Source organism: Niallia sp. HCP3S3_B10, from assembly GCF_052064465.1.
GTDB lineage: Bacteria > Bacillota > Bacilli > Bacillales > Cytobacillaceae > Niallia > Niallia hominis.
Genome location: NZ_JBQHVO010000008.1, coordinates 17,545 through 38,354, shown reverse-complemented (window position 1 = coordinate 38,354; position 20,810 = coordinate 17,545). Strand labels below are relative to the sequence as shown.

Annotated in this window: 22 protein-coding genes and 1 pseudogene; 18 read left to right on the top strand and 5 right to left on the bottom strand. The window is 34.4% G+C overall.

Annotation, left to right across the window (positions count from 1 at the left end; translation table 11 throughout):
- Positions 1-14: 14 nt before the first annotated feature.
- Complete coding sequence (locus ACTNDN_RS06140; protein WP_031538241.1) at positions 15-395, bottom strand: UPF0715 family protein; 381 nt, start codon at positions 393-395, stop codon at positions 15-17.
- Between the two features lie 276 nt (positions 396-671).
- Here ACTNDN_RS06140 and ACTNDN_RS06135 point away from each other — a divergent pair, with 276 nt between their 5' ends.
- The 8 genes and pseudogenes from ACTNDN_RS06135 to ACTNDN_RS06100 all read left to right on the top strand — a co-directional run bounded on the left by ACTNDN_RS06135 (position 672) and on the right by ACTNDN_RS06100 (position 6,402).
- Entirely contained in the window at positions 672-1,241 is a 570-nt protein-coding gene (locus tag ACTNDN_RS06135) for a sigma-70 family RNA polymerase sigma factor (protein ID WP_441130885.1), read from the top strand.
- Complete coding sequence (locus tag ACTNDN_RS06130; RefSeq protein ID WP_441130884.1) at positions 1,234-2,433, top strand: hypothetical protein; 1,200 nt, start codon at positions 1,234-1,236, stop codon at positions 2,431-2,433. Before ACTNDN_RS06135 ends, ACTNDN_RS06130 begins: the two co-directional genes overlap by 8 nt.
- Before the next feature lie 625 nt (positions 2,434-3,058).
- Positions 3,059-3,514 (top strand): GNAT family N-acetyltransferase, encoded by a 456-nt coding sequence (locus tag ACTNDN_RS06125; protein WP_441130883.1) that lies wholly within the window; start codon positions 3,059-3,061, stop codon positions 3,512-3,514.
- A 121-nt stretch (positions 3,515-3,635) separates the two neighbouring features.
- Positions 3,636-4,139, top strand: coding sequence for a DNA topology modulation protein (locus ACTNDN_RS06120; protein ID WP_235252313.1), 504 nt, complete (start codon positions 3,636-3,638; stop codon positions 4,137-4,139).
- Between the two features lie 292 nt (positions 4,140-4,431).
- Positions 4,432-4,746: a hypothetical protein gene (locus ACTNDN_RS06115; protein WP_251629930.1), complete on the top strand. Its 315-nt coding sequence runs from the start codon at positions 4,432-4,434 to the stop codon at positions 4,744-4,746.
- A 197-nt stretch (positions 4,747-4,943) separates the two neighbouring features.
- Positions 4,944-5,403, top strand: a pseudogene (locus ACTNDN_RS06110) (N-acetyltransferase family protein).
- Positions 5,404-5,426: 23 nt separating this feature from the next.
- Entirely contained in the window at positions 5,427-5,930 is a 504-nt protein-coding gene (locus ACTNDN_RS06105; RefSeq protein ID WP_235252311.1) for a GNAT family N-acetyltransferase, read from the top strand.
- An 85-nt stretch (positions 5,931-6,015) separates the two neighbouring features.
- On the top strand, positions 6,016-6,402 hold the full coding sequence (locus ACTNDN_RS06100; protein WP_441130882.1) for a hypothetical protein: 387 nt from the start codon (positions 6,016-6,018) through the stop codon (positions 6,400-6,402).
- 40 nt (positions 6,403-6,442) lie between these two features.
- Here ACTNDN_RS06100 and ACTNDN_RS06095 read toward each other — a convergent pair whose 3' ends face one another.
- Both ACTNDN_RS06095 and ACTNDN_RS06090 read right to left on the bottom strand, forming a co-directional pair.
- Entirely contained in the window at positions 6,443-6,901 is a 459-nt protein-coding gene (locus ACTNDN_RS06095; RefSeq protein WP_235252309.1) for a hypothetical protein, read from the bottom strand.
- Between the two features lie 10 nt (positions 6,902-6,911).
- Positions 6,912-7,925 carry a DUF3231 family protein gene (locus ACTNDN_RS06090; protein ID WP_441130881.1) on the bottom strand — a complete coding sequence of 338 codons (1,014 nt, stop codon included), beginning with the start codon at positions 7,923-7,925 and terminating at the stop codon, positions 6,912-6,914.
- Positions 7,926-8,275: 350 nt separating this feature from the next.
- Here ACTNDN_RS06090 and ACTNDN_RS06085 point away from each other — a divergent pair, with 350 nt between their 5' ends.
- Positions 8,276-8,728, top strand: a complete 453-nt coding sequence (locus tag ACTNDN_RS06085) for a MarR family winged helix-turn-helix transcriptional regulator (RefSeq protein ID WP_031538257.1) — start codon at positions 8,276-8,278, stop codon at positions 8,726-8,728.
- A 22-nt stretch (positions 8,729-8,750) separates the two neighbouring features.
- Complete coding sequence (locus ACTNDN_RS06080) at positions 8,751-9,269, top strand: GNAT family N-acetyltransferase (RefSeq protein ID WP_441130880.1); 519 nt, start codon at positions 8,751-8,753, stop codon at positions 9,267-9,269.
- Positions 9,270-9,385: 116 nt separating this feature from the next.
- On the opposite strand, the gene ACTNDN_RS06075 is transcribed toward ACTNDN_RS06080, so the two are convergent.
- Positions 9,386-10,495, bottom strand: a complete 1,110-nt coding sequence (locus tag ACTNDN_RS06075; protein WP_031538259.1) for an IscS subfamily cysteine desulfurase — start codon at positions 10,493-10,495, stop codon at positions 9,386-9,388.
- 181 nt (positions 10,496-10,676) lie between these two features.
- Between ACTNDN_RS06075 and nadB the strand changes: the two genes are divergently transcribed.
- From nadB to hfq, 7 genes are all read left to right on the top strand, one after another.
- Positions 10,677-12,290: an L-aspartate oxidase gene (gene nadB, locus ACTNDN_RS06070; RefSeq protein ID WP_035416522.1), complete on the top strand. Its 1,614-nt coding sequence runs from the start codon at positions 10,677-10,679 to the stop codon at positions 12,288-12,290.
- Positions 12,226-13,062 (top strand): carboxylating nicotinate-nucleotide diphosphorylase, encoded by an 837-nt coding sequence (nadC, locus tag ACTNDN_RS06065; protein WP_031538262.1) that lies wholly within the window; start codon positions 12,226-12,228, stop codon positions 13,060-13,062. The genes nadB and nadC overlap by 65 nt, the downstream gene beginning before the upstream one ends.
- A gap of 21 nt (positions 13,063-13,083) precedes the next feature.
- Positions 13,084-14,187 (top strand): quinolinate synthase NadA, encoded by a 1,104-nt coding sequence (gene nadA, locus ACTNDN_RS06060; protein WP_441130879.1) that lies wholly within the window; start codon positions 13,084-13,086, stop codon positions 14,185-14,187.
- Positions 14,188-14,397: 210 nt separating this feature from the next.
- On the top strand, positions 14,398-15,876 hold the full coding sequence (locus tag ACTNDN_RS06055) for a sigma factor-like helix-turn-helix DNA-binding protein (RefSeq protein ID WP_441130878.1): 1,479 nt from the start codon (positions 14,398-14,400) through the stop codon (positions 15,874-15,876).
- Positions 15,877-15,903: 27 nt separating this feature from the next.
- Positions 15,904-17,262, top strand: a complete 1,359-nt coding sequence (locus ACTNDN_RS06050) for a DUF4030 domain-containing protein (RefSeq protein ID WP_441130877.1) — start codon at positions 15,904-15,906, stop codon at positions 17,260-17,262.
- 125 nt (positions 17,263-17,387) lie between these two features.
- Positions 17,388-18,350 carry a tRNA (adenosine(37)-N6)-dimethylallyltransferase MiaA gene (gene miaA, locus ACTNDN_RS06045; protein WP_251629920.1) on the top strand — a complete coding sequence of 321 codons (963 nt, stop codon included), beginning with the start codon at positions 17,388-17,390 and terminating at the stop codon, positions 18,348-18,350.
- 27 nt (positions 18,351-18,377) lie between these two features.
- A complete protein-coding gene (gene hfq / locus ACTNDN_RS06040) occupies positions 18,378-18,617 on the top strand; it encodes an RNA chaperone Hfq (RefSeq protein ID WP_031538267.1) in 240 nt (79 codons plus the stop codon).
- Positions 18,618-18,773: 156 nt separating this feature from the next.
- Here the strand turns inward: hfq and ACTNDN_RS06035 are convergent, their stop codons facing one another.
- On the bottom strand, positions 18,774-19,388 hold the full coding sequence (locus tag ACTNDN_RS06035; protein ID WP_031538269.1) for a Type 1 glutamine amidotransferase-like domain-containing protein: 615 nt from the start codon (positions 19,386-19,388) through the stop codon (positions 18,774-18,776).
- A gap of 339 nt (positions 19,389-19,727) precedes the next feature.
- On the opposite strand from ACTNDN_RS06035, the gene spoVK reads away from it, so the two are divergent.
- Positions 19,728-20,681 carry a stage V sporulation protein K gene (gene spoVK / locus ACTNDN_RS06030; RefSeq protein ID WP_441130876.1) on the top strand — a complete coding sequence of 318 codons (954 nt, stop codon included), beginning with the start codon at positions 19,728-19,730 and terminating at the stop codon, positions 20,679-20,681.
- The last annotated feature ends 129 nt before the right edge of the window (positions 20,682-20,810 follow it).

The following is a 20,810-nucleotide window of genomic DNA, read 5'->3' as shown; positions in this document are numbered from 1 at the left end:
GTATTTTTCTATATTCATCTTTTTTGGAGTAAGACTGAATCAACTAACCAAAAAAGGAATGCGCACATAATAAATAGGTTATAAAATGCTGAAGAATGTAAAGGGGTTTTTATACCAAAAAAAATTGCTACAATGCCTGTTACCACTCCAGAAAAAACAGTATAAATAGCAAGGTAGAGAATACTAAATTTCTTAGGCTTTTGATTTAAGATAATTTGGAGAGGTGACGCTATAACAAGATAAAAGCAAAAGAAAATGGTAGTAAAGATTAGCATTCCCAAAAAACTAAAATAGGGTGAACCAAAAAGTTGAATCATACTAACGAAAATAGCGGAAATAAGGGAAGTTAGCAACGAGCGAGTAATTATATAAATATCTATATTTTTTAATGGCATGCATTGTCTCCTATAAAAAATTTTATTTCATCTTCCAAGAGAGGTACAAATAAGAACGCAATAGATTTACTTTTCATAGAATCCCCCTTAGCTTAGCTTTATAGGTGTTACCATATTTTAGCATGTAGAGGAATGTTTATAAATAGTTTTCCATAAGACAATCGGAAAATTAATATTGGCGGGTATCCACTAATGGCTAATTTGCAATGGGTAGATTTTAGCATTGTAAAAAATTGAAACATTTTATTGAGATGAGTCGTCTATAGGTAAATCAACATGAAGGAGAGGATTAAAGTTGCCATGTCAATAGGGAAAATGGAAGTAAGTCCGCCAAGTAATGAGGAACTATTAAAAGAACTTATTGAGTTATATGCGGAGAGTATTAAAAGGTTAGCTTATACATATGTGAAAAACTGGTCAGCTGCAGATGATATCACCCAAGAAGTATTCATTAAATGCTATGAGAAAATGGAGGATTTTAGAGGAGATAGCTCCTATAAGACATGGCTTTATAAGATTACGAGAAATAAATGCAAGGATTATTTGAAAAGTAAATGGTATCGCTCGTTTTATCCTACTGCCTTTATGCAAGAAAGGATAGGGAACAATGAATTTTCTATAGAGGAGCATGTGATAAACAAACTAGACGACCTGGAATTATCTCAAAAGGTATTAGCGCTTCCAACTAAATATCGCGAAATTATTATTTTATACTATTATGAACAATTAAAAATGAAAGAAATAGAAGCATTAACCCATTTGAATGTTGATACTATTAAAACTAGATTGAGACGAGGAAAGAAAATGCTTCAAAAGAAATTGGAAAGGAGCGGTGGGAATGAGTGATGATCTGAAATCTTTAAGAGAAAGTATGAATAAGACTGTTTTAAAGCATGGGAAAATGAGTGCTGCAGACAAAGAAAAACTCTATAGATCTGTGATTCAGGATAAAAAAATGAAAAATCGTTTTTCCCTAGCACCAGCACTTTCCTTTGTTGCAGTTGCTTGTTTTATTGTTTTTATAGGTGGATATGTATTTAAGCAAACAGGAAACTTTGATTATCAACGTAATCAAGTGGCGCAAGTGAACGATAAAGAAGATGATAAAGAGGAAACAACTAGTACTAGCAAACATGGAAATAAAGAAAATCCTAATCTAGCGAGTTTCTTATATGAACTAAATTTGAAATTGCGAAATTCAGAAATGTGGTACCAAAATGGAAAAGAATATGCACAAGAGGTGGGGGAATATGCTGAGAGCCATTCCAAACAATACGCTGCAATTCAGGAAAATAAATCAATTGTAGATAAATTGGAGGAAATAGGCGTACTAGCTAAAAATCTACAAAAGGAAGCTGCAGCTCAAAATGAAATAGAAGTAGAAGATACATTAGACTTACAGCGAGCGGTTGATCAATTGATAATAATAGCAGAGGACAATGGAATTGTAGATGAAAGAAATGACATTATTGAAAAACTGGAATATTCGGATATGAAAAGTTGGTTAGTTAGCATAAAAGATAGTATTCATGCTGAGAGCTATGAACCTTATAGTGACCTGGGATCATACGAAAAACATATAGGTTATGCAACAAAGGCTTATGCTAAACATTATGCTGCATTAGAAGGAGATTCAACAATAAAAGAACAGTTAAAAGAAATAGCTGAAGTGGCTGAACAAATTGAGAATGAAAAGGAAAAAAAGAAGAGAACAGAATGGTTGAATCAGTTAGACGGCATAGTTGATAGTTTGTTACAGGATGATAAGGTTGTAAAAAAAGATGATGTCCGAGAAATAGTTTGGAACCAATTGTCGGCAGAACAAAAAGAAAGGATCAATGGTACTTGGGCAGATGGAAAAATTTCGAAAGTTACTCTTACTAAGAATATGATGTCTCTAGTTGATGATAAATCATATGAAGGAGAAGAAGTATATTTGCTTGATTTTCCAACAAAAGGTAAATCCATTCCAAACAATATGATTGTTTATGCAGATATAAATACATTTGCTTATATAGGCGATGGTCTTGTTGATTAGGATAGCTTGAAAATGAAAGGGGGAGATCCTCCCTTTTTGAAACTTATCATGGATTTAATTCGTATAAATAACATTACCATTTATTAGTTGATTAGGACTGAGCTAGATGTAAGGTAAGTCTTATTCCAATACGAAAGTAGGAAATACCTTGTCACAAAAACAAAAAAATAAGAAAGAGTTTATATCCATTATCTTGACCCTAGTTTTATGCTTAGCTGCAATAGTGGTCTTTCTTTTCTTAAGAGGACCTAATTTAAATCTATGGTTACCAATAAGCTTCTATTTACTGATTGACATAGGTCTTTTAGTTTCTCTCATAATAGGAGTACAGTCGAATAATAAAAGTATTAAGATATTTTGTATCCTATCTAATATTACTCTGATGATTCCAATATCCGTTTGGACATATTTTTTGCTGCTGGCAAATGGAATTTCAGAAAAGTAAATGCACTATTAAACCTACATATCTGTTCCAATTGGTAGTTGGGGAAAAGGATGTTTTGGTTCTAGTTTTTTGGTAAAAAATCCATATTAATGGATATTTTTGTAACGTTTGAATTCAGAAAACTGAATTAATTAATGGAGAGTTATTAAACATTCCATAAATAAAAGGAGGTATTTTACCATGTATCAATACTTCAACGATTTTGTAATAAGAGAAGGTACCAAGGGTGTTCCTGCTGACTATGTGGAAGCATTATTTGAAGATGCTGGATGGGCAAGAAATATTCCAGCTTGGCAGCAAGAGAAATTTACACTCATATTCGAAAACTCCACTTGGGCATTTACTGTTTGGGATCATAATAGAATGATTGGTATGGTTAGGGTCCTCTCAGACAAAATCATGGCTGCAAACATTATGGATTTAATTGTTTTATCAGAATATCGCGGAAAAGGTATTGGTAAAAAGTTAAAGGAACTATGTGTAAAAAAGCTTCCCCACGGTGATTGGTTTGCACATACGTCCGCCAATAATTACGGTTTTTATGAGAAGTGTGGCTTTGATGTAAAAGACATAAGTCAAAATGGCACATGTGCATATTACGGCTACATTCAGGCTCGAATAGATGGACATAGGTAAAAGCGGATTAAAAGAAATATGATAGCGTGATGGATATAGAAAAGATAGTAAAAGAGCTTTGGGTTTTTGAACAGTTATTTGTAAAAAGCAAAATCTGAAAGTAGCATCAAAGGGGATAACAATGAAAAAAATTGTACTAATTGGTTCTGGTGGTTCTGGGAAATCCACTCTAGCAAGGCAATTAAGTGATAAATTAAATATAAAAGTCTATCACCTTGATTCCTTATTTTGGAGACCGAATTGGGAAAGTGTCTCAAAAGAAGAACAACGGGAAATACAATATGAATTAATGCAAAAGAAAGAATGGATAATTGACGGTAATTATAGCGGAACGATGGATTTGAGACTTCAAGCATGTGATACAATCATTTTTCTCGATTTCAAACGAACGATTTGTATATATCGTGCTTTAAAAAGAATTTGGCAATATCGAAATAAAACCAGACAAGATAGGGCAGAAGGCTGTCAAGAAAGGTTTGAGTTAGATTTTTTTAAATGGATTTGGAATTATCCTAAAATGAATAAACCTGATATCGAAAACAAGCTAAAACAACTATCTAAAGAAAAACAAATAATTATTTTAAAATCTTCTAAGGAAGTTGATAAGTTTTTCAAAAGGATTTAATTAAATGAGAAAATATGTTCAGTATCGCATCTTTACAATAATATTCAAGATAGATATTTACACTTAGATTATTATTTGGCTGGTAAAAAAAACGAAAATACGATTGCGGATACGGACGGCCATGGAAGATGGTTTAAATGGTTAATGAATAAATGAGTGGAAAAGGTTATGGGGAAATTTTTAAATATATGTTACATTGTCTTTGTGATTAATTGTTAATTTATGTTATCGTTCTCTTTTCCTTATATTGTTGGCAAGTATAGATTCAAATTTAACAAAGGAGGTACTAAATATGATGGGTTTACTTAATATTGGCAGTCTAGTGCTTGGTTTAATTGCCTGGATATTGCCAGCTGCTAATCTAATGCGAAATAATAGAGAGAATCAGGGAAATCGGTTAATAATTGGTCTTGTTAGCATGAGCGCTTGTGTGATTTCTTTATTATTTCAGATTATCTATAATTATCATCTCGTTAAGATTGAGGATTGGAGCGCACTTATGGACACTACTAGGGGTGTGGTGGTAGCAGCAACAGTCCTTATTCTTGTTACAATCATATTGAATGCCATTAATCTGACTGTATATCGGAAAAGGTCAGAAAGATAGACTGAAAATGTATTTGATCTATTTTTTTGTTCTAAATATTTTGTATCGATTTACTCTTTTAGTATACTTTTTTTAATATTGGAAAATTCAATCTATTATCCAAGAAATCTATTTCGTTTTAGAGGATATCGAGGGGTAAGGACAGAATGAGAAAGAAATAAATCAAGGAAACTGATTTTTTGACAGGGGAGACTCGGATGGAAGAATTACAGTTTAGAATGGCGACAGAACAAGATTTAGATCAAATTGTTGCAATGCTTGCGGACGATGTTTTAGGGAGTAAACGGGAGCGTTATGAACAACCATTGCCAGATAGCTACATCGAGGCATATAAGGCAATTTCTGCAGACCACAATAATGAATTAGTAGTAGCATGTGTCGAAGATCAAGTAGTAGGAGTGCAGCAAATTACTTTTACACCATATATCAGCCATCAGGGAGGATGGAGAGCTACTATCGAAGGAGTAAGGATTGCTTCTTCTGCTAGGGGAAAAGGAGTAGGTACGGCATTAATCAACTGGGCAATCCAACGTGCGAAATCCCGTGGCTGCCATTTAATCCAACTTACGACAGATAAACAAAGACCAGATGCTTTTAAGATTCTATGAACGATTAGGTTTTCAAGTAACACATGAGGGCTTAAAAAGGAAGCTTTAATAGGAAATTTGGGAGGGAATAAAGTGGTCCGGCTATTAGCAATAAATAAAAACGAAAATATCATCAATAAAATGGAAGAATTATATAAACAAGTATGGAATAAGTCCATAAAGGAACGATTGATTAGGCATACCACTTATGAAGGATTTAGAGGATATATAATCATTACAGCTGAAGAGGAACTCTTAGGATTTGCATATGGATATACTTCATTACCTGGACAGTATTATCATGAATTGCTTTCCATAGAGGTTAATCAAAAACAATATGAAACATGGCTAAAAGATTGTTTTGAAGTAGTTGAATTTGCTGTCCATCCGTTGTATCGAAATAAAGGATATGGAAAAAAGCTTATTCATGAATTGTTAAAGGGCGTTGAAAACAAAACGGCTGTATTAACAACACAAGTAAACAATACAGTCGCCCGTCATTTATATAAGCAAATGAGATGGATTGTCATAAAGGAACCGTTTATTCCTAGTGAGCATGAGGCCACGTATGTGATTATGGGGAAGGTATTGAACTAGAAAAAGGATGGCTTAGGAAAGGTAAGCGGAGGGTTATCAAAATAAACTAGCATGGCTGAAGGAACGATTTAAAGAAGGATTAAAAGTGAAAATTATGCAAGAAAATGGACGGCAAAGAGGGTTTTTTGAATACATTCCTGGCAAATTTACGTGGAGAGCAATCGATGCAATGGAATATATGGTGATCCATTGTTTCTGGATAGTTGGACAGAGTAAAGGGAAAGGCTTTGGTAGTATCCTTCTAGAGGAATGTATGAAAGATGCCCAAGCATTAAATCTTGATGGAGTTGTATTGGTAACCAGTAAAAAAAGCTGGTTACCAGACAAAATATTTTTTGAAAGAAAAGGATTTAAACAAGTAGATAAAATGGGAGAGTTCGAGTTGTTGGCATATGCTTTTCAAGAAATCATTACCTATCATCCAGAAACGAAAAACAAATTTCGACAATTATTAGAAAAAATAATAAGTTAGAAATAAGAAAACAAAAAAATACCATCATTTTGGTATTTATTTAAGTGAAAGTAGATAAGATTTTTTTTAGTAAAAATCCAATGCAGACACCTGGTATGACAAATAACATTGGCAGCCATACAGGTCCTAATAGTTTTCCGAAAAGTTTGAGCTCTGGTGATAGTATTAATCCTACTGTTACAAAATACGCAGAGAAGACGAACGGAAGAGACGCGAATAGGGGTAATTTTGCTCCACATTCCTTGCATGCATCCCACATTGCAAAGAAATAGAAGCAAGGATAAAACATTAGCCACTGAAAATTCGTGATTCCAATTGCTTCTTGAATTCTTCCATGAAAACTTAGTAATATGGTCTGATTAAAGTTTGCTTTAATATTTATCACAAACTCAAGACCGATAAAGAAGAATCCTTTTAGATAACTTTTGTTAAGTAATTGAGCAAAACCTGGTAATGCTATGCTCCATAGTATATTTTCTAAAACTAATCCTTTTCGCATAGGCTACTTATTACTTCTTATTTGCTAAATCTTCTCTGTTATCAGCTAAAGGGGGTTGTTCTAACCATCCATGCTTTATTAATAACTCACATCCATCTTCCGCGTACAGACTTACTCCAGCGATAAATCTAGTGTATTCAGCTGCTATATCTCTCCGTTGGGAAACGGCTAAACCAGCTCCATAATAGCCAACAGCAGCGGAAACTAATGTAACAATATGATAGAGCATTAATTTATCGGAAAAAGGAGAAACAGTGGAGTTCGTTACTTCCGAAACCCATGTTTTTGGAGAAGATAAATCTTCCTTTGTCAGCATATTATTAAAAATAGTGAAGTGATTTAAACAAATTTTCTTTCCTCGTTCAAAATATTTTTGTATTTCCTTTGTTTGACATACTTGAGAAAAACCTAATTCTAAAACCGTTTTTACTACATCTTTTTTCATGTTAAAGCTCATTCCACTTATTTCAATAACACTTAAAGGCCGTTTTTTTCCAAACCAGCCTGCTAAATAATTCTGATCATCAACAAAGTCGACTTGATTTGGTCTATTGATTCTAGAAGTTTTACTATATAATCCTTTATTTAGCATAACGTCAACGATTCGTTTATGTAACTCCATTGTTTCACTATTACATTTTATAAAGTAATCTAATTGGTCTTCCCTTGAAGAAGATGCAACCGCTCCAGCATATCCTGTTAAACCTAGTAATGTCATCACGTGCAAATATGCAATAATAAAAGCATCTGTAAATATAGAAGGTGCATTTAAATTTACATCTTCCTCCAATATAAAGTCCTTGGGGGTGGGAAAGTTCTCTTGATTAAAAAAATTTGTAATTTTTACGATATGAGATTCGGCAAGCTTAAGGGCAAATTGAAGAACCTCTTTAATATCTTTGTCTTCAGCCTTTTCGATTGAATGGGTAAGGATGCAAATAGATAAGGAATCGTTCATGTATTGAGTCCAAAGGTTTGCTATTTCTGCAGTGGTAAGTTCCACATGATGGCTATTCTTTTTCATAAAAAACCCTCCAAACTTTTTAAATTGAGACACTAAATTAGAAGTTTTTTCCCCTTTACTTAATTAATATGACATTTTTTCAAGAGTTTTATGTAAGCGTATCTGATTATTTTGAAGGTTATTTTCAATTGTATTTGGAAATTAAAATATTGGTGAAAGGCAATGGGATTGAAGCAATCACCGGTTATTCATAAAATAATAAGAATTTTTTCCAAAATAGATTGCAAAGTAAATTAGCATAAAAAAATGCTATGTCCGTATATTTTGATTGCAATTTCAACAAAAATAGGTTATCTTTAATTTTGAATATTGTTGCAAATACAACAATATAAACAGGAGTGGGTGAAAGGATGAAAGAAATTCTTCGTGAGATTGGTATGATTGGAAGAGCATTAGATTCAATAAGCAATATCGAATTTAAAGAACATAATCTCACTAAGGGGCAGTATTTATACCTTGTGAGAATATATGAAAACCCTGGAATCATTCAAGAAAAATTATCAGAGATGATTAAAGTAGATCGAACAACGGCTGCAAGAGCTATAAAGAAATTGGAGATTAATGGATTTATTGAAAAAAAAGGTGATCAACATAACAAAAAAATAAAAAAACTCTTTCCAACAGAGAAAGGGGGAAACGTTTATCCTTTTATAAAAAAAGAAAATGAGTATTCAAATGAAGTTGCTTTAACGGGTTTTTCCGAGTCAGAGGTTGAAGTCATGTTTAACTTTCTTCAACGAGTAAGAAAAAATATTGAAAAGGACTGGGAGTACGTGAAGCAAGGAAATAAGCGGAATTATTGATAATCAAGGAGTGAAAAGTTAAATGACTATTCATATTAAAGAATGTACATTCTCCGATATACATAAACTGCAAGATATAAGTTATGAAACATTTGATGAGACTTTCAAAAATCAAAATTCAACAGAAAACATGAAGGACTATTTGGAAAAAGCCTTTAACTTGGAACAACTAGAAAAGGAATTATCCGATATTTCTTCACAATTCTATTTTGTCTATTTAAATAGCGAACTAGCTGGATATTTAAAGGTAAATATGAAGGATGCACAATCTGAAAAAATGGGGGAAGACTCACTTGAAATAGAAAGAATCTATATAAAGAGCAATTTTCAAAAACATGGACTCGGGCAATTTCTATTAAATAAAGCTATTGAAATTGCTAAGAAAGAATCTAAAAGGAAGATCTGGCTAGGTGTATGGGAAAAAAATGAAAATGCTATAGGTTTTTATCGAAAAAATGGATTCGTTCAAACTAGTGCTCATTCTTTTTATATGGGGGATGAAGAGCAAATTGACTATATCATGATTAAGAAACTCTCATAACCTCATACAAATTGAAGGTTGAAAGCCTTATTAAATCCGCAAAATAAGGCTTTCAACATTTATTATTTATTACTAAAGATAGGTTCAGCATTTTTTGATGTTTATTCTAATAAATTTTAAACTATCTCATTTATTACATTTACCAAATCAATTACATCTTCTTCCGTGTTATTTCTTCCCATCGAAATCCGAATAAATTCTTTTGCCTCTCCATCTGGCAGAGCCAACGCCTTCATTGTTTTAGAAGGAGCCTGTTTTCCAATCTGACATGCGCTTCCCGTTGAAATGGCGAATCCACGACGATTGCATTCAAGCATAAGCCATTGGCCTTCCAATCCTTTAACCCTCAATCCGATAATTCCTGGGTATTGTTCCTTGCATTCAAAAATAGTAACAGACTCTTTCGTTATCATCTCTGTAAATAAATTGCGTAGCTGAGAAAGCTTTGTTTCGTTCTCCGAAATCGTCGAACACGCCTTTTGCGCAGCAACTGTCATACTCGCAATCCCAGCTGTATTTATTGTGCCGGAACGAAAGCCGTTTTCATGACTACCATTCGCTAATAATGGCATCCAAGGTGTATTCGGGTTAATATAGGCTACACCGACCCCTTTTGGTCCATAAAATTTATGGCTAGAGATGGACAAGGCATCAACAAAGGGAGTTACTTCCTTAACGTCTAATTTCCCAATACTTTGCACCATATCACTATGAAAAAGGACGTCATGCTTTTTACATATTGCACCGATTTCTTTTATTGGTTGGATAGCGCCAATTTCAGAATTCACATGCTGAATGGAAACAAGAATGGTGTCAGGTCGAATGGATTCCTCTAGCAACTCTATATCGATTACACCAGTTTCTAATAAAGGTAGATAGGTAATTTCATAGCCTTTATCTGCTAAAGCTTGCATTGTACTATGAATGGAAGCATGCTCTGCTATTGATGTAATGAGGTGTTTTCCGTTCTTTTTTGATGCCAATAGCAAGCTTTGCAAGATAAGATAGTTACTTTCCGAACCGCCACTTGTAAAATAAACCCCATTTTTATCAACGTTAATTAATTTTCCCCATTCGTCTCGGCAATTCTCTAAGATTTTATTAGCTGTGTCTCCCATATCATGGAGACTATTTGTATTACCAAAATATTTGCAAGCAACTTCCACATAGGTAGAAGCAGCATCAGGATCCAAAGAAGTAGTAGCTGCATAATCAAAATATTTCATTAGAAATTCCTCCAATAGGTTAAGTTGTGGGAGACAAAGGAATGCAATGTTATTGCTTTTTCATTTGCTATGAAAAATAGGAACTTAATTATTTAAAAATCTTTTAATAAAAAACACTTGTCATAATTTTAAATCTATGTAAATATAGGTGTCAAGACACCTGTAAAACAGGAGGTATAAAATGGACGCAGATGTATTGATTATTGGCAGTGGAATCGCAAGTTTACAGCTAGCTAAAAAACTTTCAACTGAATTGAATGTGATTATTCTCACAAAATCAAAGGCGGAAATGAGCAATTCTTATTTAGCACAGGGTGGAATTGCTGCAAGTATGGGAGAATCAGATAATTATAGAAAGCATGCACTTGATACGTTAGAAGCAGGGCGCTTTCACAATAATCCAGAAGTAGTTGCAGAAATAACAAGAGCAGCACCTAGGTTAATAAGTGAATTATGGCACGCTGGATGCACTTTTGATGAGGATAGAACTGGAAATCTTGCGTTAGGAATGGAAGGGGCTCATTCTGAAAAAAGAATTGTCCATAGCGGTGGCGATTCAACAGGAAAACAGGTGATGAAATATCTAACGGAAACGAAGACTAATAATATAGAAATCATCGAAAATGTTTTTGTCTATGAATTAATGGTAAATACTAATACTAATCAATGTATTGGCGCAAAAGGGATACTGCCAGATGGCACTCGACGAGAATTCTATAGCGCTCATACGGTTATTGCAACAGGTGGATGTGGGAAGCTTTACACCTATACGAGTAGTGCTTCCACTATTACAGGAGATGGAATTGCGCTTGCTTATTTAGCTGGGGCCAGCATCAGCGATATGGAGTTTGTACAGTTTCACCCTACACTACTCTATGTAAATGGAAAAACGATTGGGCTGATTTCAGAAGCGGTCAGAGGAGATGGAGCAAGATTAGTTACAGCTTCGGGAGAGTATGTGATGGAACAAATTCATCCATATAAAGACTTAGCACCACGCCATATTGTTTCCCAAACCATCTATCAATATTTATCGAAAGGGGAAACAGTTTATTTAGATATCTCCATGATAGCTAATTTTCAAGAAAGATTTCCTTCGATAACTAAAATGTGTGTAGAGCAAGGCATTGATTTACAAAAAGGATTACTTCCAGTTGCGCCAGGTAGCCATTTTTTAATGGGCGGCATTGACACAGACCTTTATGGAAGAACATCTGTACAAAATCTTTATGCAATTGGAGAAGCAGCTTGCACGGGATTTCATGGAGCCAACCGCCTTGCCAGCAATTCTCTCTTAGAAGGATTATATATGGGGAAAAATCTAGCAACGCTCCTTCATCAATCGCCAAAAATAAAACAGCTGGATACCCAAATAGATAACAAAGAAAGGAATTCAGGTATCTATCCAATTTTCCCAGAAAAAGAAGAAATCCAAAAACGAATGATGGAAAATGTAGGAATTGTCCGTAATGAAGTAAACTTGCGTATGCAATTGCAGTGGCTAGAAGATTTCGGAATAGGGGATTATGAGAAAATCTCTTTTGATAATAAATCAATCGAAGAGATAGAGAAATACTTTATGCTGATGACGGCTTTTCTAATTACAAAATCTGCTTTAGAAAGAAAAGAAAGTAGAGGCGGCCATTTTCGCTCCGATTATCCAGTGGAAAAGGATGAATGGATGAAGAAAAAGGTTAGATTTAAAAGAGAACGAACAAAGGAGAATCAAAATGAACCAATTAAAATTGCAGAAACAACTGGAAGCATTTTTTATGGAAGATATCGGCGAACGTGATGTGACGACAGATGCGATTTTTCCGAAAGAGCAGCAAGGAGAAATTGTTTTTCTATCGAAAGACAATGGTGTTTTTTGCGGGGAAGAGATCATTCAGAGAGGATTCAAGGTTCTAAACCGAGCAATAGAAGTAACGATGCATGTCCAGGATGGAGATCGAATTGAAGCAGGCCAAAAATTGGCGACAGCAAAAGGAAATATTAGAGAGCTTTTAAAAGGCGAGCGCGTTATTTTAAATCTTGTCCAAAGAATGAGCGGGATTGCAACGAAAACAAGAGAAGCGGTAGAAACATTAAATAGTGGCTATACGAAAATCTGTGATACGAGAAAAACGACACCAGGATTACGGATGTTGGAAAAATATGCAGTAACTGTTGGGGGAGGACATAATCATCGCTTTGGACTGTATGATGCGGTAATGATTAAAGATAACCATATTGCATTCGCCGGTTCGATTGCCAATGCAGTGAAGGCAGTTAAAGAGTCGATTGGTCATATGGTAAAGGTGGAAGTGGAGACAGAAACGAAGGAGCAAATGTTTGAAGCTTTAGCGGCTGGCGCAGATGTTATTATGTTTGATAATCGGAAGCCAGAAGAAATTGTCGAGTGGATTCCCCATGTCCCAGAAACTGTTACAACAGAAGCGTCTGGTGGAATTACTTTAGATAATCTTGCTTCTTATCGAGAGTGTGGAGTGGACTATATTTCATTAGGATTTTTAACGCATTCGGTGAAAGCTTTAGATATTAGTGTAAAAGTAAGTATTCATTAAAGGATAAAAGGGGAGAGGAAAATGAATATTTTAGAGGGATTACAAGCTTCGAATACGATACCTGAAAAATACTTAGCGATGACAAACACAGAATTAGAAGAACGAGTAGCAAGTATCAAGCAACGCTTAGGAAAAAAACTATTTATTCCAGGGCATCATTATCAAAAGGATGAAGTCATTCAATTTTCCGATGCTACAGGGGATAGTTTAAAGCTAGCACAAGTTGCTGCAGAAAACACAGAAGCAGAGTATATTGTCTTTTGCGGTGTTCATTTTATGGCAGAAACAGCGGATATTTTAACAACAGACAATCAGAAAGTCTATTTGCCAGATATGCGAGCAGGTTGTTCCATGGCTGATATGGCCGATATTTATCAGACAAATCGAGCTTGGACAAAGCTTCAGGAATTATTTGGTGACACGATTATTCCGCTTACCTATGTCAATTCAACAGCAGCTATTAAGGCATTTGTCGGAGAAAATGGAGGAGCAACTGTAACCTCCTCCAATGCTGAAAAAATGGTATCCTGGGCTTTTACACAAAAGGAAAGATTACTATTTTTACCTGATCAGCATCTAGGCAGAAATACAGCCTATAATTTAGGGGTTCCTTTAGAAAAAATGGCGATTTGGGATCCAATCAAAAATGAACTTGTTTATGAAGGAGCGATAGAAGACATTAAAGTGATACTCTGGAAAGGGCATTGCTCTGTTCATGAGAACTTTACCGTTAGTAATGTTGAGCAAGTTAGAAAGCAATATCCACATATGAAAATCATTGTCCATCCGGAGTGCAGCAGAGAAGTCGTAGCAGCATCTGATTTAGCTGGTTCCACGAACTATATTATTGATGTAATCGAAAAGGCAGAGCCAGGAAGTGCCTTTGCCATTGGTACGGAAATGAACTTAGTCAATCGGATAATCAAAGAACACCCAGATAAAGAAATTATTTCCCTCAATCCATATATGTGTGCTTGTTTAACAATGAACCGGATTGATTTGCCTCATTTTGTATGGTGCTTAGAATCCATTGAAGAGGATTTTGAAAGTAATCGAATAATTGTCGAAGAGCCAATTGCATCCAATGCAAAACTAGCATTGGATAGAATGTTGGAATTATCCTAATTTCTAAGTTGAAAAACTGCTTTGTAGAATCAAGGCAGTTTTTTAATGTTTGATTATTGTTTAGAAAAATCTTTATTGTTATAACTCGATAAAATACAGCGTGTTTGTTCTTAATTATTTAAATTGAATAGTTATTCAAAAGTGAATTTTCAAACAGAAGGTGATGACAATGGTTCTAACTTCCTTTAAAATATAGGTAATATATGGAGAATGACTAGAAAGGCGGAACATATTCTGAACATGCGCCCTAGACAATGGAAGCAGCAAATAATTATACAAGACAATATAGATGAATGGTATTTACTAGCAATCTTATTAACTGGTGATAGTGGGCTAGCAGAACGATTGTTAGATCGGACATTAGATCAAGTGAGGGATACGTGGTCCTTCCCTTCACGTGAACGTTTTTCTCTAAAACCAATAATCAAGGAATATAGAAAATATCATCGCAATAATGACATTAACTATAAACCAATCGATTCTAGTGTTCTATTAACTCGACTAGGTTTGCTTGACGAAAAAGCTAGAGTTGCTTTTTTACTAAAGTATTACTACGGTTTTTCTTATAAAAAAATAGCGCAATATTTACCGATTTCAGTTAGAAAGACAAAACAAATTATATACGCTTCTCTTATTTTATGGACAAATAATGGCAAATTAGTATCTATTCATGATATAGAGGACGTAATAAAAAAAGATGTAAGTCTCCTAAAAAGTATGATGCCAGTTAATCAAGTATTAGAAAAGAAACATCTATACATCGAGACAAGGACTAGTAGGGGAAAGGCACCCGTGATTATCTTCATTTTGTTGATTTTATTTGTTGGAGGATCTATTAATCAGGAAATCATAGGGAAAACGAGAGTTAGTTTAGGCCCTGATGTGTATAAAGTTTATAAGGAAGGAGGCGTGTTACAGCTTGGAAAGGAGATTCAAGAAAAAGGGTATACGGATATTTATACCTATCCAGATGTCGAAAATAATACGCTTTACGTCCAATTGGCCACACCAGAGAGTATAGAAAATAAGGAAGAGGTAACTTCGATTATCGAATCTTATTTAAAGGAAAGAGACATGGATTATCAGTTAAGATATGAAGAAATTAATCAAGTGGTTGATGTAGAACTAACAGAGGAACAAAAAGCTGAGAATAAACGGATGGATATGGAACAAGAAATATTCGAATTAGTTACTTCTACTCCTTATTATTATACGCAAAGCTATATAAGTGATCAAAATGGTGAATCAAGGCAGTTGATTTTTTCTGAATCGATAACAGAAGAAGAAGAAACGAATTTGAAGGAAGAAATTAAAAATATTATAAAAAAGTATGATTTAGAATGGGATTTTTCGTTTGGAAAGGTTGATTCAGGCGTTGTAGAAATGGAAAGAGCCATGTGGGATATCATTCCAGCTCTATTAGAAGCCTATATGTTTGGCGAGCAAAAATATCAAGTTTATGATGTGTATCCAACCTATGAAGACGATCAATTGAAAATCGAAATATATACAGAATTAGCCTACGCAACAGAGGAAGATAGGGCAAAAAACGTAGATACAGTCAAAGAGTTAAACAGATCCCTACACTTCTTTCTGCAACATGAAGACATTCAAAGTCAATTTAACTATGTTCCCTATGAAATAAAAATTTATGATATAAATAGAAAAGAGATAGAGTTCGATACTTGATATCATTTCTTAAAGGGAGGGGGTACTATGAAGGGGTTGCAGCTTGTCGAAAGCAATCAAGTGAAAGATTGGCTTTTATTTACAGAATTCTTTACAGGCGATAGAGAAAAGGCACTTAAAATCGTGAAGGCTTTTTTAATAAAGCCTTCGACAAAGTGGTATACCCCTCATGTAATAGAAAGAGGATACCGCTACATTTTAAAACAGTTGAAGGTGAAAAAGAGTAGAACGGTGTTTGAATCTTTATTTTCTGAATTTTCTTTTAGTTCGGTTGGTAAAATCGATCAGAGTATTCTTTTGCTACATTACTATTTTCAATTAGATAAAAGGCAGATTGCTAGAATCGTTCGAAAATCGATAAGAGAGATTAGGAGAATACAATTTTCATTTCTACAGCAACTGGCAACAAACGGAATTTCACTTGCTTCATTTGTGGACAGGCTACTGGAGAAAGGGAAGACCCTAGCATATCCCTTCTCAATTGATGATGTATATAAGAGGAGTTTGATTAATGTTAAAAAGACTGCATTGTACTCTTTCATCATTTTCCATCTTCTTCTCGTCGGCGGGGCAATGAATATCGGCATTGTAGAAAAGACACAAGCGAAACAAGGACCTGATTTATTAATGATTTATAAAGGAAATAAATTGGACGAAATGATAAAAGCGCAATTAACAGAAGCATTTCAGGAGGATGGGTTTTCTGTTTTGGTCAATTTTGAGGAAGCTGAAGTTTATATTAGCGTGGAGAAGGAAGAACTCTATCAAAAGAAGTCGGAAATCATTCCTTTTGTTTATCAAATATTGAAGGATAAAGAGATTACTTATACTGTTGAATTGGATTATGATTTAAAAGCTTTAGGCAAGGACCAAACAGCCTATAAAATAGTAACAGAGGCAGACGAGAAAAGGATAAAACTTTGGCCAGGAGACTATTCCGATCAAGGAAAAGTAATAGGATGGATCGTATCTCTTCCTAACGATATTGAACTAGTAAAAGAGGAAAAAGAACTTTTGCGTGTCCAGGAAATTTTAAATGGATATCATCATAAAGCACCAGTGACAGTTTCCTATTATGATAAGCAAATAGTTGATCGAAGAGAAAGATGGTTAAAACTATCACCCTATTTCAATGAAGGATTTTTGTTAGGCAAGGAATATAATATAGAAAGAATAAGGACCAATGCAACGGAGAAAAACGTAATCATCGATATTTATACGTATTTTCTAACAAAAGACAAAAGCAAGGAAGAGATAGCACGTGCTATTAAACGATCGTTAGACCAATTTTTACAAAGCGACGAAATAAACATGCTTGTTCAAAATGATACTTATACGATAAATATTTATTCAGCAGGTAAGAAAAAAATAAACCTCGATTATTAAAATATTGTATATTTTATAAAGTTTGGGTAATAATGCTTACAGGTTAAACTGCACGCAGGAATGTGATAAAATAATTATAATAGCATAAAATTTAGCTAAATGTTTGAAAAAGGCAGTTGAATCATTTGACCATAAAGGAAAAAGTCGTTGTATTAATCGGACCTACTGCTGTAGGGAAGACCAATCTAAGCATTGAACTGGCAAAAAAATTCGACGGGGAAATCATTAGCGGAGATTCCATGCAAATTTACAGAGGAATGGATATTGCGACAGCAAAAATATCCAAGGATGAAATGCAAGGGGTTCCCCATCATTTAATTGATATTGTAGAACCAGATGAAGGTTTTTCTGTGGCACAATTTCAAGAGCTTGTTCGAAAAAAAATCACGGAAATAACTTCAAGAGGTAAATTGCCATTTATTGTTGGCGGAACTGGTTTGTATATTCAAGCCGTTTTATACGATTATCAGTTTCAAGAAACGGCAACAGACACGGAATTCCGGACGAAATTAGAAGAATTGGCGCAAACGGAAGGAAGCCTAACTATTCATGATATGTTGAAAGAAGTAGATCCAGAAGCTGCTGCTGCCATTCACCATCATAATGTCAGGCGTGTGATTCGAGCATTGGAGGTCTTTCATGTCACTGGCAGAAAAATGTCTGATATTCAAAAAGAACAGAAGCAGGACTCACTTTATGATGCTGCGTTAATTGGCTTAACGATGGAAAGAAGTGTTTTGTATGAGCGTATTAATAAAAGAGTGGAGCAAATGCTTGATATCGGCTTATTAGAGGAAGTTCAGCACTTCTATGAAAAGGGCATTAGAGACTGCCAATCCATTCAGGCTATTGGTTATAAAGAAATCTATAAGTATTTCGATGGTCTGCAAAGCTTGGATGAATCAATTGAGGAGTTAAAGCAGAACTCGAGGAGATATGCAAAGAGGCAATTAACTTGGTTTCGCAACAAAATGAATGTACAATGGTTTGATATGACAGAAAGTGTCAAAACACATGACATAACAAAAAATTTACAGGAAATTTCGTCTTATTTAGAAGGAATGCTAAAAATAAAATCGAATACATAATAGTAGAGAGAAAAGAGGAGGATTTTCATGAAGCAATCAGTTAACATTCAAGATCAATTTTTAAATCAACTGCGTAAAGACGGCACAAACGTAACGGTATTCTTATTAAACGGATTCCAAATACGTGGATTTATAAAAGGTTTCGATAATTTCACCGTATTATTTGAATCAGAAGGAAAGCAACAGCTCGTTTATAAGCATGCGATTTCTACATTTGCTCCACAAAAAAATGTACAGATTGATTTAGAAGGTACACAAGTTCAATAACGTGGCTAATCGGTGTTTAATCTCACTTTAAGGCGCTCTCGAGATAAGTGGGAGATTAGCTGTCCGGGGATACTGGTACATAGCAATTTAAGGTAGCACACAAAAAAAGCTTGGGGAATTATCCTCAAGCTTTTTTTGTGTGCGCATTATTCGAATTTATCTATTTATTAGGATGTATTGGTCGTCCTTTAATCTCGTTACTGAGATATTATTCCATTCTTCAAATTCACTTAAGCGATCCTCTATGCTCTTCCCAGTGTCTTCTTTAAAAACATCTTCTCGATCATAATGTGGAAAAATAGCGATATCTGTTAACGATAATGCTGTATAGTCATTCAAGCCTATCTCATTCAACTCTGGAGAAAAATGCTGAACAACATCGATTGAAGGTCCTAAAATAACCGCACCAGCACTTGCTCCTATTAAGATAGTATTTTGTTTTGACAATGATCTTAATATCAAGTCAGCGCCGCTTTTTTTCATAAAATATAGTAAGCGAAAGGGGTTTCCACCATTAATATAAATGATATTATACTCCTTTAGTCTTTCTCCCTTTTCCACTTCAACATCAATAAAATCGACATGCTTTATGTCCATTTCGAAAAAATCATTTTTCGTTTTAAGGGCAAGTCTATTTTTTTCTTTAAGTGTGGAGGCCGTAGTAATAATGACAGCTTTCGGATTTATCCTTTGTTTTTTAAGTGTGGCTAAAAACTCACCTTTTATTGTTTCTGTAAAAAAGCCATTTGAAGTTAAAAAAATACTAGCCATTTCTATATCCCCCCTATGATACAAAATAAATCTTTGAATATTAAAAATAATTTCCTCTATTTTACCATGAAGAGCAAATAAATTAAGGCTAATCTTACCAATCCACCCAACTAAAATATTCGTTTAGAATAAGATTATTTCTTGTTACAGACGAGGCTTTGTATGGGGATAAAAAAATAATCTAAAATAGTTTAATGAATAGAAGAGGTTCTGAATATACATTAACAATGGGGAATAGTAGCAAACAGTATGAATAGATTAAAATACTTAAAAATTTCATAAATGAAGCTTTTGATGGGCAAGATTTTTAGCGTTTTGTTTTAAGAGGAGGTGTGGCTTTTGGAGCATCCAATCCGGATGAAGAATAATGGACAGATCAGCGTAGTAATCAACTCACAGAAAAAGAAGGTTCTTCCAAAGGAAAAGCCAGAAGCTGAGTCAATCAAAAGAACTGTTCCAAGTGAACACGAAGCACTTAGGGAAATTGAATCTGAATTAGGAAGCCTTGTAGGCATGGATGAAATGAAAAAAATGATAAAAGAGATATACGCATGGATTTATGTCAATAAAAAACGAGAAGAAAATGGTCTGAAAACGGGGAAACAGGCACTGCATATGATGTTTAAAGGCAATCCAGGTACAGGGAAAACAACGGTTGCAAGGCTAATTGGCAAGCTTTTTCAAAAAATGAATGTCTTATCAAAGGGTCATTTAATTGAAGCAGAGCGTGCTGATTTAGTTGGCGAATATATCGGACATACAGCCCAGAAAACAAGGGATCTTGTAAAAAAAGCGATGGGTGGAATCTTATTTATTGATGAGGCCTATTCGCTAGGGCGAGGCGGAGAGAAGGATTTTGGAAAAGAAGCAATTGATACTTTAGTAAAGCATATGGAAGATAAACAGCATGACTTTATTTTAATATTGGCAGGCTATTCAAGGGAAATGGATTTTTTTCTATCCTTAAACCCTGGTCTCCACTCTAGGTTCCCCCTTGTCATTGACTTTCCTGATTATTCCACCGATCAGCTTATGGAGATTGCAGATCGTATGCTAAAAGAAAGAGAATATGCATTAAGCCATGAGGCGGAAAAAAAGTTAAAAGAACATCTTTCCTATGTACGAAATGTCCAGCATCCAAAAAGCTTTTCAAATGGTCGATACATCCGCAATATCATCGAGAAATCAATAAGAGCCCAAGCCATGCGCTTATTAATGCAAAGCAATTATGATAAATATGAACTAATGACAATAAGAAGTAATGATTTACTATTAGACTCTAATGATAAATAAGGTTTATAAGCTATTCTTAAAAGAGTTGTTTACTTTTTGGAATAGCTTTTTTGCATTCTTTTTCAATTTCATTTTTACTTCGTTATAATTTGGGTAACCTTATAAAGAGCAAATAGATGAATTGGTATT

Bases quoted from the DNA above. Each gene is read 5' to 3' on its own strand.
- ACTNDN_RS06140 (WP_031538241.1), bottom strand. From the start codon at position 395: ATGCCATTAAAAAATATAGATATTTATATAATTACTCGCTCGTTGCTA.
- ACTNDN_RS06135 (WP_441130885.1), top strand. From the start codon at position 672: ATGAAGGAGAGGATTAAAGTTGCCATGTCAATAGGGAAAATGGAAGTA.
- ACTNDN_RS06130 (WP_441130884.1), top strand. From the start codon at position 1,234: ATGAGTGATGATCTGAAATCTTTAAGAGAAAGTATGAATAAGACTGTT.
- ACTNDN_RS06125 (WP_441130883.1), top strand. From the start codon at position 3,059: ATGTATCAATACTTCAACGATTTTGTAATAAGAGAAGGTACCAAGGGT.
- ACTNDN_RS06120 (WP_235252313.1), top strand. From the start codon at position 3,636: ATGAAAAAAATTGTACTAATTGGTTCTGGTGGTTCTGGGAAATCCACT.
- ACTNDN_RS06115 (WP_251629930.1), top strand. From the start codon at position 4,432: ATGATGGGTTTACTTAATATTGGCAGTCTAGTGCTTGGTTTAATTGCC.
- ACTNDN_RS06095 (WP_235252309.1), bottom strand. From the start codon at position 6,901: ATGCGAAAAGGATTAGTTTTAGAAAATATACTATGGAGCATAGCATTA.
- ACTNDN_RS06090 (WP_441130881.1), bottom strand. From the start codon at position 7,925: ATGAAAAAGAATAGCCATCATGTGGAACTTACCACTGCAGAAATAGCA.
- ACTNDN_RS06085 (WP_031538257.1), top strand. From the start codon at position 8,276: ATGAAAGAAATTCTTCGTGAGATTGGTATGATTGGAAGAGCATTAGAT.
- ACTNDN_RS06080 (WP_441130880.1), top strand. From the start codon at position 8,751: ATGACTATTCATATTAAAGAATGTACATTCTCCGATATACATAAACTG.
- ACTNDN_RS06075 (WP_031538259.1), bottom strand. From the start codon at position 10,495: ATGAAATATTTTGATTATGCAGCTACTACTTCTTTGGATCCTGATGCT.
- nadB (WP_035416522.1), top strand. From the start codon at position 10,677: ATGGACGCAGATGTATTGATTATTGGCAGTGGAATCGCAAGTTTACAG.
- nadC (WP_031538262.1), top strand. From the start codon at position 12,226: ATGAACCAATTAAAATTGCAGAAACAACTGGAAGCATTTTTTATGGAA.
- nadA (WP_441130879.1), top strand. From the start codon at position 13,084: ATGAATATTTTAGAGGGATTACAAGCTTCGAATACGATACCTGAAAAA.
- ACTNDN_RS06055 (WP_441130878.1), top strand. From the start codon at position 14,398: ATGACTAGAAAGGCGGAACATATTCTGAACATGCGCCCTAGACAATGG.
- ACTNDN_RS06050 (WP_441130877.1), top strand. From the start codon at position 15,904: ATGAAGGGGTTGCAGCTTGTCGAAAGCAATCAAGTGAAAGATTGGCTT.
- hfq (WP_031538267.1), top strand. From the start codon at position 18,378: ATGAAGCAATCAGTTAACATTCAAGATCAATTTTTAAATCAACTGCGT.
- ACTNDN_RS06035 (WP_031538269.1), bottom strand. From the start codon at position 19,388: ATGGCTAGTATTTTTTTAACTTCAAATGGCTTTTTTACAGAAACAATA.